Source organism: Actinopolyspora sp. BKK2 (genome assembly GCF_011291845.1).
Lineage (GTDB): Bacteria > Actinomycetota > Actinomycetes > Mycobacteriales > Pseudonocardiaceae > Actinopolyspora > Actinopolyspora saharensis.
Window position 1 is genome coordinate 351,375 of record NZ_JAANTE010000002.1, and the last position, 16,112, is coordinate 367,486.

A 16,112-nucleotide genomic window follows, 5' to 3' on the forward strand; every position below is an offset into this window, starting at 1 on the left:
AGCGCCCGCTTTTCGCGCGAGAGCAGTCGAACGGTCGGGGGAACAAGTGAACGAGGACTGGAAGACCCAGGAGATCCGGGACGCCGAGGCCGCGCTGGAGGAGGCGCTGGCCAATGCCGAACGCGTCGGCGCCCGCGCGGACGAGATGAGTCGGGAGCTGTCCGAGTCCAAGCTCTCGGAGGAGCAGACCGAGCGGATCGAGCAGTTCGTCCGCAGGGGGCAGGCTCCGGAGGGGATCGTCGAACTGCAACGGCGCATCGATGAGGGCGAGCTGAGCTGGGACGACGTGGCCGAGGGGCGCGCGCTGCAGGACGAGGGGGTGCAGTCGGCCTTCGCCTCCGGAGTGCCCAACATGCAGCAGGCCAAGGAAATGATCGACGAGGGCCACGAGATCGACGAGATCATCGAGAACGATCCGAACCGTCCGCCCGAGTGAGGGGCGGGACTCTCCTCCGCGCGGAGGAAACGGCGAGAGAGGACGAATGTTAAAGAAAGTGGTGCTCGGCCTTACGATCGGTTGGGCCGGTCTGCTCGTGCTCCTGTTCGCGGTGATGTACGGCTACGGGACCTTGAACTCCACGTACATGACGTTGGTCGAGCACGGCCATGACCAGGTGACCGAGGAGTTCACCTGGGAAAACGGCGATATCGGCATCGAGAAGGCTTCCCGCGAGCACACGATGGCCTACTGCCACGTGGTCCCGGCGAACGGAGAGGAGCGCAATCTCCAGAGTCCGACCAGAAGGTCCGACTACTACAGGCACTACGAGCGCTGGTTCTCCGGTCCGGCCACGATGACTTGTGACCAGAAAGTCAGGGTCCGCACCGGGACCGCTCTCCAGGTGTACGGGTTGGCCAGTTCGCGGCTGTTCCAGATCGGCCTGGCCGTGGCTGCCGCGGTGCCGCTGGCGCTCGCGCTCAACTGGGTGTTCGGACTGGTGCGGATCCGGCGGCGCTGAGGTCGAATCCGCACCGTCCCGCGTTTCCGCGCGGGTTTGCCGTCCGGCCGGGACCCGCGTGGAGGAAACGGCGAGAGAGGACGAATGTTAAAGAAAGTGGTGCTCGGCCTTGGTGTCGGTTGGCTCGTGCTCGTGCTCGCCAGCTACGGCGTGCTCTACGGAATCGGAGCGTTGAACTACACCACGCTTCATGTGACCGAGTACAGCCCCGAGAGGATGACCGAGCAGTATCACTGGGACGGCGGCAGGATCGCGATCAGTGACAACGAGAGGAAGAGAGGGAAGAAGACAGGATTCGTGTCCTGCGAGGTCAGGCCGGAAAACGGTGAAATGCGCCATATCGAGACCCAGGGGCGCATCAACGTGATGCACAGGGACTACGAGCCCTGGTTCACGGGGTCGGCGACCATGACCTGCAGAGACCAGGTGACTGTCCGCAGCGGAACCACGCTGCGAATATACGAGTTGGTCAATTCGCGGTTGGGTCAACTGGCTTTCGCCGTGGTGGGTGCGGTGCCGTTCATTCTCGCTCTCATCTGGTCGACCGGACTGGTGCGGATCCGGCGGCGCTGAGGTCGAATCCGCACCGTCCCGCGTTTCCGCGCGGGTTTGCCGTCCGGCCGGGACCCGCGCGGAGGAGCGTGAGTCCCGGTCAGGCGACGGCGAATCCTATGGCCGTGACCACGGCCCACAGCAGCATGGCCAGTCCCGTGTCGCGCAGCACGGGAAGTAGGCTCAGCCCGGTCCTGCCGCCCACCACCGTCCGCAGTGGAGTTATGACCAGCGGCAGGGCCAGGAAGCCGAGCAGCGCGGGCAGGATCCGCAGCGCGGTGAGCGTGGTGATCAGGAACGGCAGCAGCATGAGCAGCACGTACAGGGTCCTGGTGTCCCTGTCGCCGAGCAGCACGGCCAGGGTGCGCTTGCCGCTGGCTGTGTCGGTGGGGATGTCGCGCAGGTTGTTGGCCACCAGCACCGCGCTGGAGAACGATCCCATAGCCACGGCTGCCCCGATCCCGGAGCCGTTGACGGTGTCGGCCTGCACGTACATCGTGCCCAGCACCGCGACGGGGCCGAAGAAGCAGAAGACGGCCAGCTCGCCGAGCCCCGCGTAGCCGTAGGGGTGCTTGCCCCCGGTGTAGAACCAGGCTCCCGCGATGCTGGCCGCGCCGAGCAGCAGCAGCCACCAGTGCCCGCTCAGGTACAGCACGGCCAACCCGGCGATCGCTGCCAGCCCGAAGCAGGTCAGGGCCGCCGCGAGCACGTTGCGCGGGTGGGCCGCCCCCGAACCGACGAGGCGTTGCGGGCCGGTCCGCTCCTCGTCAGTGCCGCGGATGCCGTCGGAGTAGTCGTTGGCGAAGTTGACGCCCGTGATCAGCAGCAGTGACACGGCCAGGGCCAACAAGGCCAGCGGGAAGTCGAACCCGGAGGTGCCGAGCGCGGCGCCGCTGCCCGCGATCACGGGGGCGATCGCGTTCGGCAGCGTGCGGATGCGGGCACCTTCCACCCATTCAGCGACTGAGGCCATGGGGGTCATCTTCGCGCATCGGACTTACCGACCCGGTGGGCAGTCCCGCCGAGGGGTCGTGCGCACCGTCTTCGGCGAACATGTCGAGAAGTGCCGTCCTGTCCGGTTTGCCCGGGCCCCTGCGGGGCAGTTCGTCCAGCACGGCGAAGCGCTTGGGGACGCACGCGGCGCCGGCCCGCTCGCGCACGGCCGCGCGCAGCTCCTCGAGCGGGGGAGCTTCCCCAGCGGGGACCACGGCGGCCAGCACGGCCTGCCCCCACTCCTGGTCCGGGCCGCCCAGCACGCAGGCCTCCCGGACCAGCGGGTGTTCGCTCAGCGCGCGCTCGACCACGGCCGGGGCCACGTTGACTCCGCCGGTGATGATCAGATCGTCCGTCCGGCCCAGGACGTCGAGCAGGCCGTCGCGCCACTCGCCCAGGTCACCGGTGCGGAACCAGCCGTCGGCGAAGGCGGTGTCGCCTCCGGAGCGGCGGTAGCCGCGCGCCAGGGTCGGCCCGGACAGGCTGATGGCGCCGGGGGAGGGGGTATCGATGTGGACCTCGACTCCGGGCAGGGGCTTTCCGTCGTAGACGCACCCGCCCGCGGTCTCGCTCATCCCGTAGGTGGTGACCACGTTCACGCCGGCCTGCCGCGCGCTGTCCAGCAGGGTCGGCGCGATGGCCGAGCCGCCGACCAGCACCGCGTCGAAGGCGCGCAGCGCACGCAGCCCGCGCGGATCGCTCTCGGGAGCGAGCAGCCTGCCCAGCTGGGTGGGCACCAGCGCCGTGTAGTGCCTGTCCGGCACGGACAGCACCTCCTCGGCCGCGTCCGCGAAGACCTCGGGGCGAAAGCCGCCCATCGAGTCGACGGCGCGGGCGGGGCGGTCCGCCAGCAGCGAGCGGATCAGCACCTGGATGCCCGCGATGTGGTGAGCGGGCATGGCCAGCAGCCACCGCCCCGGTCCGCCCAGGTGGTGGTGGGTGGCCCGCGCGGAGGCGCGCAGCGTGGCCGAGGAGAGCAGCACCCCCTTGGGGCACCCGGTGGAACCGGAGGTCGCGATCACGAGCGCGGTCGGGTCCACCGGGGAGTCCTCCTCCGGGGCCAGCGGTTCGTCGACTCCGAGCGCCCCGGCGGTTTCCGCGGCGAGCGGGTCCTGCTCCGGAACCGGAAGCAGGGCCGGGCCAGCGCCGTCCAGCGCCCGGCGCAGTTCGGGGAGGACCTCCGGGGCGCGGGCGCCGTCGGGGATCTTCAGGGGCCGGAGTTTCCGCGTGCTGCTCATACCGGCATTGTCCGCAGGGGTGCTCCCGCGCCGGACCGTGCCCGGGGACGATGTGAGCTGCCTGTCGCCGTCGCGGGGTTCCCGGGGCCACCGTCGGGGCGGTACCGCGGCCCGGCGGCGCCGGAGCGCCCCGAGGCACCCGGCCGGACGAGCGGGGTCGTCCCTCAGTAGTACCAGGGGAACTCGGACCAGTCGGGCTCCCTCCGCTGCAGAAAGGCATCCCTGCCCTCCACGGCCTCGTCGGACATGTAGGCCAGCCTGGTGGACTCCCCGGCGAAGAGCTGCTGCCCGACGAGTCCGTCGTCGATGCTGTTGAAGGCGTACTTGAGCATCCGCTGGGCAGTGGGGGACTTGCGGTTGACCTCGCTCGACCACTCCAGGGCGGTGCTTTCCAGCTGCTCGTGCGGAACCACCTCGTTGACCATCCCCATGCGGTGCCCCTGCTCCGCGTCGTAGGGGCGTCCGAGGAAGAAGATCTCGCGGGCGAACTTCTGCCCGACCTGGCGGGCGAGGTAGGCCGAGCCGAAACCGCCGTCGAAGCTGCCCACGTCCGCGTCGGTCTGCTTGAAGCGGGCGTGCTCGGAGCTGGCCAGCGTGAGGTCGCAGACCACGTGCAGGCTGTGCCCGCCGCCCGCGGCCCAGCCGCCCACGACGGCGATCACCACCTTGGGCATGAACCGGATCAGCCGCTGCACTTCCAGGATGTGCAGTCGTCCCGCCTGAGCCGGGTCGACCGTCTCGGCCGTCTCCCCCTCCGCGTAGCGGTATCCGGAGCGTCCGCGGATCCGCTGGTCACCTCCGGAGCAGAAGGCCCAGCCCCCGTCCTTCGGGGAGGGGCCGTTGCCGGTGAGCAGCACGCAGCCCACGTCGGAGCTCATCCTGGCGTGGTCGAGAGCCCGGTAGAGCTCGTCCACGGTGTGCGGGCGGAAGGCGTTGCGCACTTCCGGGCGGTTCAGCGCGATGCGAACCGTGCCGGATGCGGGACCGTCGAGCACGCACCGGTGGTACGTGATGTCGGTGAACTCGAATCCCTCAACGGCGCGCCAGCTTTTCGGGTCGAAGATCTCGGAAACACCTGTGTCAGCCACGCCGGGAAGCATATGCCGGGCGGTGGCCCGCGCGGCAGCACCCGAGCGGGCAGCGCCCGAGCAGGCAGCGCGGGGCGGAAGGCGCGGGAGCACACCGCCGACCTGCTCGTCCTCGCCTCGACTAGTCTGTTCCCGAGTCGCACCCCCACCGCGAAGCTGGAGTGCTCGTTTGAATCCCGCGACGGCGCAGGCCCAGGTCATGGTCGACGAACTCGTACGCGACGGCGTGCGTCACGTGGTGCTGTCGCCGGGTTCCCGCAACGCGGCGCTGGCCTTCGCGCTGCAGCGGGCCGAGGTCGCCGGGCGGGTCCGGCTGCACGTGCGCGTCGACGAGCGCAGCGCCGGGTACCTGGCGCTGGGGCTCGCGGCGGGCGGGACTCCCGTGGCGGTGGTGTGCACTTCGGGCACGGCGGCGGCGAACCTGCACCCCGTGGTCAGCGAGGCTCGGCACGCCGGGGTGCCGTTGGTCCTGCTCACCGCCGACCGGCCTCCGGAGCTGCGCGCGGCCGGGGCCAACCAGTCGATCGACCAGAACCGGCTCTACACCTCGGCGGTGCGGTGGTTCGACGAGATCGCCGTGGCCGAGAACCGGCCGGGGCAGAACGCGTACTGGCGCAGTCAGGTCTGCCGCGCGGTGCACACCGCCGCGGGCGGGGGCCGCCAGAGCGCCCCGGTGCACCTCAACGTTCCGTTCCGGGAGCCCCTGGTGCCGGACGAGGACGGCGGTGCTGAGTGGTGCGAGTCCCTGGAGGGGCGTGCCGACGGCGGGCCCTGGACCGGTTTCGGCGCGGCCGCCGCGGCCTCCGCGGTGGCCGAGGTGCGTTCCGCGCGTGGTCTGGTGCTGCTCGCCGACCGGGACGCCGCGGAGCGGGCCGCCGCGTGGGCGCGGGAGCTCGGCTGGCCGCTGCTGTCCGAGACGGGCGGGGTCGTGGCCGGGGAGAACGCGCTGTCGACCGGGATGTGGCTGCTCGCGCTGCCGGAGTTCGTGCGGCAGCACCGCCCGGAACAGGTGGTCTGCGTCGGTCGCCCGACCGTGTTCCGCCAGGTCCAGCGGCTGCTCGCCGACAGCGGGGTCGAGGTGATCCTGGTGCACTCCGATCCGGACGGCTGGCCCGCGCCGGCGCACGACGTCTCGGTGGTGGCGGACGGGTTGGACACCACGGCCGTGATCCCCGATCCGGAGTGGCTGGACTCCTGGCGCGCCGCGGACCACGAGGCGCGCACCGAGTTGAGCGCCGCGCTGGAGCGGGAGGAGGGCGACAGCGGGCCGGTCGTGGCCGGGCGGCTGGTCGAGGAGCTGCCCGCGGACTCGCTGCTGGTGCTGGGGTCGTCCAACCCGGCCCGGGACGTCGCGCTGTGCGGGGTGCGCAGGCCGGACGTCCGGGTGCACCGCAACCGCGGTGCGGCCGGCATCGACGGGCTGGTTTCCACGGCGGTGGGCGTGGCGCTGGAGAGCTCGGGGCCGAACTACGCGCTGCTGGGCGACCTCGGTTTCCTGCACGACTCCAACGGTCTGCTGCTCGGGCCGCACGAGCGCCGTCCCGATCTGACGATCGTGGTGTACAACGACGACGGCGGCGGGATCTTCAGCCTGCTCGAGCAGGGGCGTTCCGCGCGTTCGGCGACGTTCGAGCGCGTTTTCGGCACGCCGCACGGGACGGATCTGGCAGCGCTGTGCGCGGCGCACCACGTTCCCCACGAGCTGGTGACCGGTCGGGAGGAGCTGGCTTCCGCCCTGCGGTACCGGCCGGGGCTGCGGGTGGTGGAGGTCCGCGCGCCGCGGGAGGGGCTGCGCGGGGTCCACGATCGACTGCACGAGGCGGTTTCGGCCGCCGTGCTCGGTTGAGCTCCTTCACCGCGCCCGGACCGACCGGCTCCGCGTCCCGCGGCCGTGGCCGTTCGCGGTGCTGTGCGACGGGAAGCGGACCCGCGGAAGCACCGGCCGCTGTGGACCGGCGGGTGGCTGTGCCGCCGCTCTTCGCGGGAGCGCGGCGAATTCCGCGACTCCGTCGCGTTCGGCCGGAAGTGGCGACTTCCCGTCGGAGTGCGCTGCTGATGCGGCGTGATCGCACTGGGTGGGCGTACGATCACCTCGCGTGTTCGCGTCGAGCAGTGTTCGAGGAGGTAACCACGTGTTGCGGAGACGAGGTCTGCGCACCGCCGCAGCCACCTGCGGTGCCATGGCGGTTTTCGCCGCCCCCGCGCTGGCAGGCAGCGCGAGCCCTGGGGCACCGGGTGTCGGTGACCCGTACTACCCGGAGGCGGGCAACGGCGGCTACGACGTGTCGCACTACGACGTCAGGCTGCGCTACCAGCCGAAGAACGACCAGCTGCGGGGGACCACGACCATCGTGGCCGAACCGACCGAGGACCTCAGCAGCTTCAACCTGGACTTCGCGCTGAACATCCGGTCGGTGCGGGTCAACGGCAAGCCCGCCGAGGTCGCCCGCGAGAACGCCACCGAGGTGCGGGTCGAGCCGAAGACGTCCCTGCGTGCGGGAAGTCTGGCCACCTTCGTGGTCGAGTACGCGGACAAACCGTCCGAGGTGGAGGCCGGTGGGAAGAGCCCCTGGAAGCACACCGGAACGGGTGCGGTGGCGGTGGGGCAGCCGCAGATCGCCGAGTGGTGGTACCCCAGCAGCGATCACCCCAGTGACAAGGCGAGCTTCGACATCTCGGTGGCGGTGCCGAACGGCACGGAGGTGCTGTCCAACGGAAGGATGACCGGGCGCACCGAGCTGGGGGACTGGACCAGGTGGAACTGGCGGATGCCCAGCCGTTCCGCCACCTACCTGGCCTTCCTGGCCATCGGGCAGTACGAGGTCAGCGGCAAGACCGGTGCCTTCGACCAGCCGATGGTCACGGCCTACGCCGACGGTCTGGGAGACCTGAAGGGGCCCGCCAAGGCCAGCGTGGAGCGCACTCCCGAGGTGCTGGACTTCCTGTCCGGATTCTTCGGCGAGTACCCGTTCGAGTCCCAGGGCGGTGTGGTTCCGGCCGAGGGACTCGGGTTCGCGCTGGAGACGCAGACCCGTCCCGTCTACAGCCCGGGCTTCTTCAGGATCGGCTCGAACACTTCGGTGGTCACCCACGAGCTCGCCCACCAGTGGTTCGGGGACTCGGTGGCGGTGCAGGACTGGTCGCAGATCTGGCTCAACGAGGGCTTCGCCAGCTACGCCGAGTGGTTGTGGGCCGAGCACCAGGGCAACGGAACGGCCCAGGAGCTGTTCGACCACTACTACTCCGCCCATCCGGCCGGTGACGAGTTCTGGCAGGTCGAGCCCGGTGCTCCTGGCGAGGAGAACCTGTTCCACAGCGCCGTCTACGACCGGGGCGCCATGACGCTGCACGCGCTGCGCAACCGCATCGGTGATCAGGCCATGCTGCGCACGGTGCGGAGCTGGTACGAGCAGAACCGGGGCGGCAACGCCACGGTGGACGAGTTCATCGCGCTGACCGAGCGGATCTCGGGACAGCAGCTCGACGGGTTCTTCGACGAGTGGCTGTTCAGCTCGGGCAAGCCGCAGGTGGGCGAGAGGACCGGTGTGCCGCGCGCGGCAGCCGCCACCGCCCGCACCGCCGCCGCGCCGAAGGCGGTGGAGCAGCTGGATCACACGCACCGGATGCTGGCCCGCAGGCACAACGCGGGCTGAGTTCCGGCGGGAAGTTCCGACCGCCCCCGTCCTCCTCGGGCGGGGCGGTTTCCCGCTCTCCCTCCCCCGAATCGGGGTTGCACCTTCGCGTGAACTTAGGACGGTTCACTGTGGTGGGATCTGCGACGTGGCTAGCCTCGGAGGTGGATTCCGTGCTCGCGGGAGGTGCCGAGGTTTCGTATGGGACTGCTGCTGCGTGACGAGCCCACCGCCCGGTTGACCGAAACCGCTGCGTGGGTGCTGCGGGACCTGGCCGGGGGAGAGACCCCCGAGCGGGTGGTGGGCAAGCTGGTCACCGCCTACCGCGTGGAGCCGGACGCCGCCCGGCGGGACGTTGCCGCGGTGGCCGAGCGGCTGCGCCTGGCCAGGCACGTTTCCTGAACGGAAGTCGCACGACTGCGCGATCTTCGGCTGTGACACCGACCCGGCGTTCGATGTCGTGTACCTGGAACAGCACGAGGCGGTCGCGCTCGGTCCGGAACAGACCGGACGTTTCCTGCTCGAGCTCCAGGTGCCGGGAAGGACTGCGGAAGCGATGCACGGCGAGAACGACGCAACGGGCGGGTACGTGCACGAGCACGCGTGGCGCAAGTCCAGCCGGAGTCATCCCCACAACGACTGCGTCGAAGTGGGGCTCGCCGAGGACGCGGTGCTGGTGAGGGACACCAAGGACCGCGCGGGTGGAACCCTGGTGTTCACGCGCCGGCAGTGGCGCCGGTTCCGCGCGGATCCGGGGCTCACCGGCGCTTCCGGGCAGTAGCAGTGCTGTCCGGCGAGGTCGGGACCCCGGTGCGGCGCGGTCAGCGGAGCCCTTCCAGCGCCTCCCGCACCGGCAGCATCTTCGCCTCGGCCTCGGCCACCTCGGTGTCCGGGTCCGAGTCCGCGACGACCCCGCAGCCCGCGAACAGGCGTGCCCGGGAACCGCCGTCCGCGTCCTCGGTGATCCGGGCGCACCGCAGGGCTATGCCGAACTCCCCGTTGCCCTCGGCGTCCTGCCAGCCCACCGGCCCGCTGTAGCGTCCCCGGTCCATCTCCTCCAGCTCGTCGATCAGCTCGATGGCCCGCGCCGTGGGGGTTCCGCCGACAGCGGCGGTGGGGTGCACCGCGCGGGTCAGCCGCAGCAGCCCCGCTTCCCCGTTCTCCACCAGCGCCGGGTCGAGCCTGCCCGAGACGTCCGAGGCGAGGTGGAGCACGTTTCGCAACCGCAGCACCTCGGGAGTGGAGGGGACGTCCAACTCCTTGCAGAAGGGTTCGAGCTCCCGGGCCAGCGAACGCACGGCGTGCGTGTGCTCGCCCCGGTTCTTGGCCGAGTCGATCAGCTCGGTGACGAGCTGGTGCTGGGGTCGTCCGTCGCGCGGCCAGGCCGTCCCGGCCAGCACGCGCGAGTTGACCTCGTCCCCGGCGCGCCGCAGCAGCAGCTCCGGGGTGGCCCCGACCAGACCGTCCACCGCGAAGGTCCAGCAGTCCGGGTAGCGGCGGGTGAGGTTGTCGAGCAGGTATCTGCCGCGCAGCGGTTCGGAGGTCGTGGCGAGCAGGTCGTGTGCCAGTACCACCTTGTCCAGAGATTCCGACTCCCGCATCCGGTGCACCGCCTCGGCCACCGCCTGCCCGTAGCGGGTGGCCGGGAAGTTCCCGTCGGAGTAGCGGACGGTTCCGGGAGCGGCCGCGGGCGGTGCCTCGCGCACCTCGCGCCGCCCTCCGCCGATGGTGGTGATCCAGCGAACTCCGGCGCGCTGACCGATGACGACCTCGGGCACGATCAGCACCGACGAGCCGGGATCGTCGGCGAAGGCGATGCTCGTGAAGGCGACCGGCCCGGTGCCTGGCAGCCCCACCTCGTCGTCGACGTCCATCCCCGCGACCAGCTCGCGCCACCGCTCGTCGGCCTCGACGAACCGTTCGCCGCCGCTCGTCTCGACGCGGGCCGCTTCGCCCCAGCCCACGAGCCCGGAACCGTTCCGGATCCAGCAGACGGGATCCGTGTCCGGGGAGACGCCCTCGGGCAGCGACTCCAGGAGGTCGGGGAGTTCCTGCCCGGGTGGAACCGCGCGTGTGCGGACAGTGAGGTTGCGCTGGAAATACTCCACGGCTCGAGGGTAGGTCTCCCGCGCACGTGGCGAGGCACACCCGCCGGAGCCCACCGGATGCTCCGTGCGGGTGGAACGCTTGGCCTACAATCACCGGCCGTGGCTGTTGAAACGCACACCCGAGGAGCGGACGGTCCCACCGGCGGGCCGGACTCCTCGGACGGCGGTCCGAATCCCCCGCGCGGGCGGCGGAGGTTCGGACGCCTCGCCCCGCGGCTGGTGCTGGCGCTGGGTGGGCTCCTCACCGCGCTCGCGGCCGCCCTGCTGCTGGCCTGCCACATAAACGACCGCACCATCGAGGAGTCCCGCGGTACCGCCGTGGCGGAAGTGGTGGAGAAGTCCTACTTCCGCACCGTCGTGCGGTTCAACACCGACGAGGGCAGGGTCTACGTCCCGCCGGGAGGGGTCCTCTACCCGGAGGACCTCCAGGAGGGGCAGCTCGTCCGGGTCGAGTTCGACACCCGCAATCCCGATCTCGTCCGGGTGCAGGACCGGAACATGAGCGTGGCGCTCCTTCCCGTCGGCAGCGCCACGGCCGTGGTCTGGGCCGTGCTGCTGCCCACCTACTGGCTGCTGCGCAGGAGGGCGCCCGCCGGTCCACGGCAGGACCGGGCGCGGAGCTGAGCTCCCGGGGCGGTCCCGCGCCCGGCTCGCGCGGGTGCGCGCGTCGCCCGCCGGGGCGAGGTTTCGCCGGTTCCGCTGCGCGGAGCAGCGGGCGCTCGGGCGGTTCTCCCCGAACGCGTGGTTGGGGCTCACCGGTGTGCGGTGCGACACTGGGGGTGCGCTTTCCGATGGTCCTCGACCGATCGCCGACCCCGGATCCCCTCGAACTCGCTCACCCCGGAGTCGGCAGAACCGGCGCCGGAACGTGATCGCCCCGCAGTCCTTTCCACCCTCACCGGGTGAGCGCCTCACCCGCAGTGCTTCGGCGATCGCGTCCTCGGCCCAGCGGCACGGAATCGAGGTGGTCATGAACTCTTCGGGTTTCGGAGGCGGGACCGAGCAGTTCCCCCGAGCGCGGGAGCGAACCCCGGAGCCCCGGCCGTCCCCCGGCTGGGAGGTGCGCCCGGCCGCGAACAACCCCCTGGCCGGAGTGGACCGCGGGGTTCCCACCGACGTGTCCGTGGCGGACCTCTCGGCCTACTGCCTGATGCTCGGCGACGACGCCCTGGTGCTGTCGTGGCGCTTGGCCCAGTGGTGCCACCGCGGTCCCGACCTGGAGGAGGACCAGGTGCGGGCCCGCATCCTGCTGGAGCTGATCGGCCACGCGCGGGAGCTGTTGAGTCGGGCGGCGACGGTGGAGGGCGGAGCTCGGGACGAGAACGTCCTGGCGCACTCCCGCGACTCCGAGCAGTTCCGCAACGTGCGGCTCACCGAGCTCGACTGCGGTCCCGGTGCGGGCGGGGACTTCGCCGCTTCGGTCGCGCGGCTGCTGGTCTGCGCGGCGTGGCGCAGCGCGCTGCTGCGCAGGCTGACGGACAGCCGTGACCCCGTGCTGGCCGGGCTCTCGCCGGGGTGGCCTGGCCCGAGGCCCGCGAGCACCGGGACCACGCAGCGCGGTGGGTCATACGGCTGGGCGACGGGACGGCGGGCAGCAGGGAACGGATGCGCGCCGGACTGGCCCGCGTCTGGCCCATGACGCGGGAGCTCTTCGCGACGCACCCCGTGGAGCGGCGCCTGGCCGATGCCGGCTACGCCGTGGATCCGGGCGGGCTGCGCACCGAAGTCGCGGACCTGGTCGACGAGGTGCTCTCCGTCGCCCGGTTGGACTTCCCCGATCCCCGGGTGTTCTCCGGGCAGGAGGAACCGAGCGGACGCGGCGGAGCGCACACCGCGGCGCTGGACTTCCTGCTCGCCGCGACCCGCCGCGAGGCTGAGCTCGAGTTCGGGTAGGGAGGGAGCGCGCTGAGCGCTCAGGAGTTCACGCTCACCCCGGAGCGCGGGCCCGGCGCAGGCGCGCTCACGAGATCCAGTGATTTCGAATTTTTCGAATAGATGCGCACACTGGTACGTGCCAGGGAGCGAGTGGTCCTCGTGAACCGCTGCGCATCGAGGGAGGGTCACCCATGACCGCGACGATGCAGGACCAGACTGTGCTTCCCCCGTCCACGGGGGAGGACCAGCACCTGTTGGGGGCGTTGGCCGAACAGTTAGCCGACGACGGGCAAGACGGACGTGCGCTGCTGTTGGGCCCCGACGGCAGCGGGATCGAGCTACCGGCCCCCGTGTTCCAGGCGCTGCGTGACGTCGTCAGCGCGATGTCGCAGGGTTTGGCCATCACGGTGGCTCCGCACAACACGATGCTCACCACCCAGGAGGCTGCCGATCTGTTGGGGATCTCGCGGCCGACGTTGGTCAAACGGCTCGAGGCCGGCGAGATTCCCTATGTGCTCCACGGACGTCATCGGAAGATGCGGCTGAAAGACGTCGTCGCCTATCAGCGTCGTGCGTGGCAGGAGCGCGAGGACGCACTCGACGAGATGGCCACCGCCGCTCAGGAAGCCGGTTTCTACGACGACACCCTGCAACCCCTGCCACAGGAGTAGGAGCGATCCGCGGTGGCCTTCCCCGCCTTTCTGGACACGTGTGTACTTGTTCCGGGCTATCTCAACGACACACTGCTGCGACTGCCGTGCGGCGGAGCCCGGCGGAGGCGCGCTGCCCGGGAAACCTCGTGATCCCGTGAAGCGCGTCCCGCCATTTGAGTACTTTTCCCCAAGCCACCCCCCGTCCGCGTGATGCACAGTTGTCAGATGGCGTAATGCGCGCCGCACACGGCAATGGGGGAGTCGAGTGAAGGGCACCGCGGACAATGAGCGGATTCGTGACGCACCTGATCGTGGCGCTGCTCGCGGGGGCGTTCGGAACGCTGCTGGGGCTGTCGTTCTGCTGCTCGTCGAGTGAGCCCACGCGGGGGCGCGCGCGGCAGCGGACGTCACCCGCCGCGGAAGCGGTCCCGAGCAGCGCGCAGCGCGCGAGCCGGCACCGGAACCGGGATCGGTGGTTGTGCGAGCTCAACCGCTGTGAGCAGGCGGTTCGCCGGGCGGTGCGCGCGGCGGACACGGTCTCCTCGCAGCCGGTGCGTCGTGGACTGCGGCAGGTGGTCCACCGGATGGACGCCGAGCTGCCCACGATGCGCACGCTGGTGGAACTGGGGCGCGAATTCGACTCCGCCGCCGCGGAGGCGGAACCGGGCGCGGGCGAGGCGGCGCCCGCGGAGCGGGACAGCTCGGAACGGCGGGCCACCTCGTGGCGGCTGCACCGGCGGGCCCGGGAGGCCTCCGCCGAGTTCACGAGTTTCGCCGACCGGCTCACCGAGGTGGTGGCCGAGCTCAACGCCGAAGGCGATCCGGAGCACGCGCAGACCCGGATCAGCGGCCTGCGGGAGCGGTTCCCCCTGCTGCCCTCGATGTCGGAGATCCTCACCGCGCGGCAGGAGCGGAGGCGGCCGCGCTCCGCGGAGGACGAGCTCCTGAGCGAGACCCGCTGAAGCCGGTTCGGACTCGCCGCACCCCGGGTGGGCGGAGTCCTGCGGGACAGCGGCGCGGTCGCCGACCAGGCAGCTGCGGGTGACCGCCTACTCCGGTGTTCCGGAGACCGCCCCGGCCTCCGGCGTCTCCGCGACGGCCTGCGAGGCCTGCCGCCACCACCCGAAGGCGGTCGCGGTCATCTCGGGAGCGGCGACCAGCAGGCCGTCCCTCGGCAGGGTGGCCGGGTGCCCGCTCCGGTCCAGCACGGTGGCCCCGGCCTCGACGGCCAGGGCGAGCGCGCCCGCCACGTCCCACTCACCGTAGCTCGGCAGCACGGCGGCCGTCGCCTGTCCCAGCGCCACCTGGGTGATGGCCAGCGCGGGCGAACCGAGCACCCGCACGCCGACCTGGTCGGCCGCTGCGTTGGTTATGAAGCGGTCCATGCCCTCCCAGGGGCCGTACCTGGTGAACTCGGTGCAGACGAGCCCGGACCCCTCCCTGCGGCGCTCAGCCAACCGCACCGGCCTGCCGTTGGCGCGCATCCCCCTGCCCCGCGCCGCCGCGTAGATCTGCGTGCGGTACGGATCGGCGACCACCCCGACCACCGGCCCGTGGTCGTCCAGCATGGCCAGGCTGTACGCGCACCAGGGCACCCCGGCCGAGTAGTTCGCCGTGCCGTCCACCGGGTCGACGACCCACCGCAGGCCCGTGGCGTCCTCGCCGAAGGTGGAAGCGTCGAACTCGTCCCCGAACACCGGGACACCGGGGAAGTTGTCGGCGAGGACTCGCCGGGTGTGCCGCTCGAGGGTGCGGCCGGTGTCGGTCACCCAGTCGAACGGCGGATCGGCGGCCTGCGGCGACCGCGGGTCCTTGCCTGCCGTGGCCGTGATGACGTCGGCGGCCTCGTTGGCCAGGCGGCCCGCTGTTTCCAGGGCGTGCGACACCAGCGCGGGTTCCGCGCGCCCGGCCCGTTGGGAAGAAGAGACGTCCATCCCGACACATGGTCGCGTTCCGGGGTGACGAGCAGGAGACGTGCGGGTGGACACCAGGAGATGTTCCGGTCAAAACGGCACCGCGCGGGCGGTGCCGGTCGGGGGAGCTCGAGCGGAACCGCTCACCGGAAGGGGGTAGCGGGGACGTAGGCTGCGGGTGTGTCTCGTGCCGACCTGGACAGGGATCCGCGTGCCGTGGCCGCGATGTTCGACGACGTCGCGTGCCGCTACGACCTCGCCAACACGGTGCTCTCGCTCGGTCTGGATCGGCACTGGAGGGAAGTGACCCGGCGCGCGCTGTCGCCCGCGAGCGGGGAGCGCATCCTGGACCTGGCGGCGGGAACCGGCGTGTCCACTGCCGAGTTCGCCCGTTCGGGGGCCAAGTGCGTGGCCGCCGACTTCTCCTTCGGCATGCTCTCGGCGGGGTACAGCAGGGGGCTGCCCATGGTCGCGGCCGACGCGCTGAACCTGCCCTTCGCCGACGGCACCTTCGACGGGGTGGCGATGCTGTTCGGCCTGCGAAATCTGGCGGACACCGCGGCGGGCCTGCGGGAGATGGCCCGGGTGGTCCGTCCGGGGGGCAGGTTGGTGATCTGCGAGTTCTCCACCCCGACCCGGCAGGCGTTGCGTTCCGTTTACCGCAACCTCGCCCTGCGCGCGGTCCCTCCGGTGGCCCGCGCCGTCTCGAGCAACCCGGACGCCTACGTCTACCTGGCCGAGTCGATCCTGGCCTGGCCGGACCAGCCGAGCCTGGCCGCCGAGATCGGTCGCGCCGGGTGGTCGGAGGTGGCCTGGCGTGACCTGACCGGGGGGATCGTCGCCGTGCACCGGGCCGTCAAACCTTATGACTCACAACGGGACTCTGCGTAGCCGCCTCGGGTAGCCGCCTCGGGTAGCCGTCACGTGAGTCGGCGTCTTGCTGCGTTGGAGGGCACCTCGAGCAGCGGCCTACGCCACGTGCCCTCCCGCCTTGCAATGCATCCGACTCACGCACCGGAGCTCCTCCTCCTGCCTGGGCTGAAGCGCTCGCGTCGAACGGAGCGTCTTCCACTGGAAGTTCCTGACGGGAGTTCGACAGCT

At 71.2% G+C, this 16,112-nt stretch carries 18 protein-coding genes; 13 read left to right on the top strand and 5 right to left on the bottom strand.

Features of this window, described 5'->3' with window-relative positions; translation table 11 throughout:
- The first annotated feature begins 46 nt into the window (after positions 1 to 46).
- From G9Q41_RS05450 to G9Q41_RS05460, 3 genes are all read left to right on the top strand, one after another.
- Positions 47 to 436 (top strand): hypothetical protein, encoded by a 390-nt coding sequence (locus tag G9Q41_RS05450; protein ID WP_165631902.1) that lies wholly within the window; start codon positions 47 to 49, stop codon positions 434 to 436.
- A gap of 46 nt (positions 437 to 482) precedes the next feature.
- Complete coding sequence (locus G9Q41_RS05455; protein ID WP_165631901.1) at positions 483 to 959, top strand: hypothetical protein; 477 nt, start codon at positions 483 to 485, stop codon at positions 957 to 959.
- An 84-nt stretch (positions 960 to 1,043) separates the two neighbouring features.
- A complete protein-coding gene (locus tag G9Q41_RS05460; protein WP_139186587.1) occupies positions 1,044 to 1,532 on the top strand; it encodes a hypothetical protein in 489 nt (162 codons plus the stop codon).
- Positions 1,533 to 1,611: 79 nt separating this feature from the next.
- On the opposite strand, the gene G9Q41_RS05465 is transcribed toward G9Q41_RS05460, so the two are convergent.
- The 3 genes from G9Q41_RS05465 to G9Q41_RS05475 form a co-directional block, all read right to left on the bottom strand.
- Entirely contained in the window at positions 1,612 to 2,484 is an 873-nt protein-coding gene (locus G9Q41_RS05465; RefSeq protein WP_165631900.1) for a 1,4-dihydroxy-2-naphthoate polyprenyltransferase, read from the bottom strand.
- Positions 2,468 to 3,742, bottom strand: coding sequence for an o-succinylbenzoate--CoA ligase (gene menE, locus G9Q41_RS05470; protein WP_165631899.1), 1,275 nt, complete (start codon positions 3,740 to 3,742; stop codon positions 2,468 to 2,470). The genes G9Q41_RS05465 and menE overlap by 17 nt, the downstream gene beginning before the upstream one ends.
- Before the next feature lie 164 nt (positions 3,743 to 3,906).
- The gene (locus G9Q41_RS05475) at positions 3,907 to 4,830 is read right to left on the bottom strand and encodes a 1,4-dihydroxy-2-naphthoyl-CoA synthase (protein ID WP_092527932.1); all 924 of its coding nucleotides are present in this window, start codon (positions 4,828 to 4,830) and stop codon (positions 3,907 to 3,909) included.
- A gap of 169 nt (positions 4,831 to 4,999) precedes the next feature.
- Here G9Q41_RS05475 and menD point away from each other — a divergent pair, with 169 nt between their 5' ends.
- The 4 genes from menD (at position 5,000) to G9Q41_RS05495 (ending at position 9,243) form a co-directional block, all read left to right on the top strand.
- Complete coding sequence (gene menD, locus G9Q41_RS05480) at positions 5,000 to 6,676, top strand: 2-succinyl-5-enolpyruvyl-6-hydroxy-3-cyclohexene-1-carboxylic-acid synthase (protein WP_165631898.1); 1,677 nt, start codon at positions 5,000 to 5,002, stop codon at positions 6,674 to 6,676.
- 334 nt (positions 6,677 to 7,010) lie between these two features.
- Entirely contained in the window at positions 7,011 to 8,483 is a 1,473-nt protein-coding gene (locus G9Q41_RS05485; protein ID WP_165632113.1) for a M1 family metallopeptidase, read from the top strand.
- A gap of 180 nt (positions 8,484 to 8,663) precedes the next feature.
- Positions 8,664 to 8,864 carry a PqqD family peptide modification chaperone gene (locus G9Q41_RS05490; protein ID WP_165631897.1) on the top strand — a complete coding sequence of 67 codons (201 nt, stop codon included), beginning with the start codon at positions 8,664 to 8,666 and terminating at the stop codon, positions 8,862 to 8,864.
- 58 nt (positions 8,865 to 8,922) lie between these two features.
- Positions 8,923 to 9,243, top strand: coding sequence for a DUF397 domain-containing protein (locus tag G9Q41_RS05495; RefSeq protein ID WP_347567463.1), 321 nt, complete (start codon positions 8,923 to 8,925; stop codon positions 9,241 to 9,243).
- 40 nt (positions 9,244 to 9,283) lie between these two features.
- Here the strand turns inward: G9Q41_RS05495 and G9Q41_RS05500 are convergent, their stop codons facing one another.
- The gene (locus G9Q41_RS05500; protein ID WP_092525780.1) at positions 9,284 to 10,570 is read right to left on the bottom strand and encodes an isochorismate synthase; all 1,287 of its coding nucleotides are present in this window, start codon (positions 10,568 to 10,570) and stop codon (positions 9,284 to 9,286) included.
- A 99-nt stretch (positions 10,571 to 10,669) separates the two neighbouring features.
- On the opposite strand from G9Q41_RS05500, the gene G9Q41_RS05505 reads away from it, so the two are divergent.
- The 5 genes from G9Q41_RS05505 (at position 10,670) to G9Q41_RS05525 (ending at position 14,060) form a co-directional block, all read left to right on the top strand.
- Entirely contained in the window at positions 10,670 to 11,194 is a 525-nt protein-coding gene (locus G9Q41_RS05505; protein ID WP_347567462.1) for a DUF3592 domain-containing protein, read from the top strand.
- A 346-nt stretch (positions 11,195 to 11,540) separates the two neighbouring features.
- On the top strand, positions 11,541 to 12,209 hold the full coding sequence (locus G9Q41_RS22245) for a Phenylacetic acid catabolic protein (protein ID WP_278250800.1): 669 nt from the start codon (positions 11,541 to 11,543) through the stop codon (positions 12,207 to 12,209).
- Entirely contained in the window at positions 12,143 to 12,463 is a 321-nt protein-coding gene (locus G9Q41_RS22250; protein ID WP_278250821.1) for a Phenylacetic acid catabolic protein, read from the top strand. The genes G9Q41_RS22245 and G9Q41_RS22250 overlap by 67 nt, the downstream gene beginning before the upstream one ends.
- A 173-nt stretch (positions 12,464 to 12,636) precedes the next feature.
- Entirely contained in the window at positions 12,637 to 13,116 is a 480-nt protein-coding gene (locus G9Q41_RS05515; protein WP_165631896.1) for a helix-turn-helix domain-containing protein, read from the top strand.
- Positions 13,117 to 13,394: 278 nt separating this feature from the next.
- Complete coding sequence (locus G9Q41_RS05525) at positions 13,395 to 14,060, top strand: hypothetical protein (protein WP_165631895.1); 666 nt, start codon at positions 13,395 to 13,397, stop codon at positions 14,058 to 14,060.
- A gap of 87 nt (positions 14,061 to 14,147) precedes the next feature.
- Here G9Q41_RS05525 and G9Q41_RS05530 read toward each other — a convergent pair whose 3' ends face one another.
- The gene (locus tag G9Q41_RS05530; protein ID WP_165631894.1) at positions 14,148 to 15,032 is read right to left on the bottom strand and encodes an inositol monophosphatase; all 885 of its coding nucleotides are present in this window, start codon (positions 15,030 to 15,032) and stop codon (positions 14,148 to 14,150) included.
- A gap of 159 nt (positions 15,033 to 15,191) precedes the next feature.
- Here G9Q41_RS05530 and G9Q41_RS05535 point away from each other — a divergent pair, with 159 nt between their 5' ends.
- The gene (locus G9Q41_RS05535) at positions 15,192 to 15,902 is read left to right on the top strand and encodes a demethylmenaquinone methyltransferase (RefSeq protein ID WP_165631893.1); all 711 of its coding nucleotides are present in this window, start codon (positions 15,192 to 15,194) and stop codon (positions 15,900 to 15,902) included.
- Positions 15,903 to 16,112: the final 210 nt, after the last annotated feature.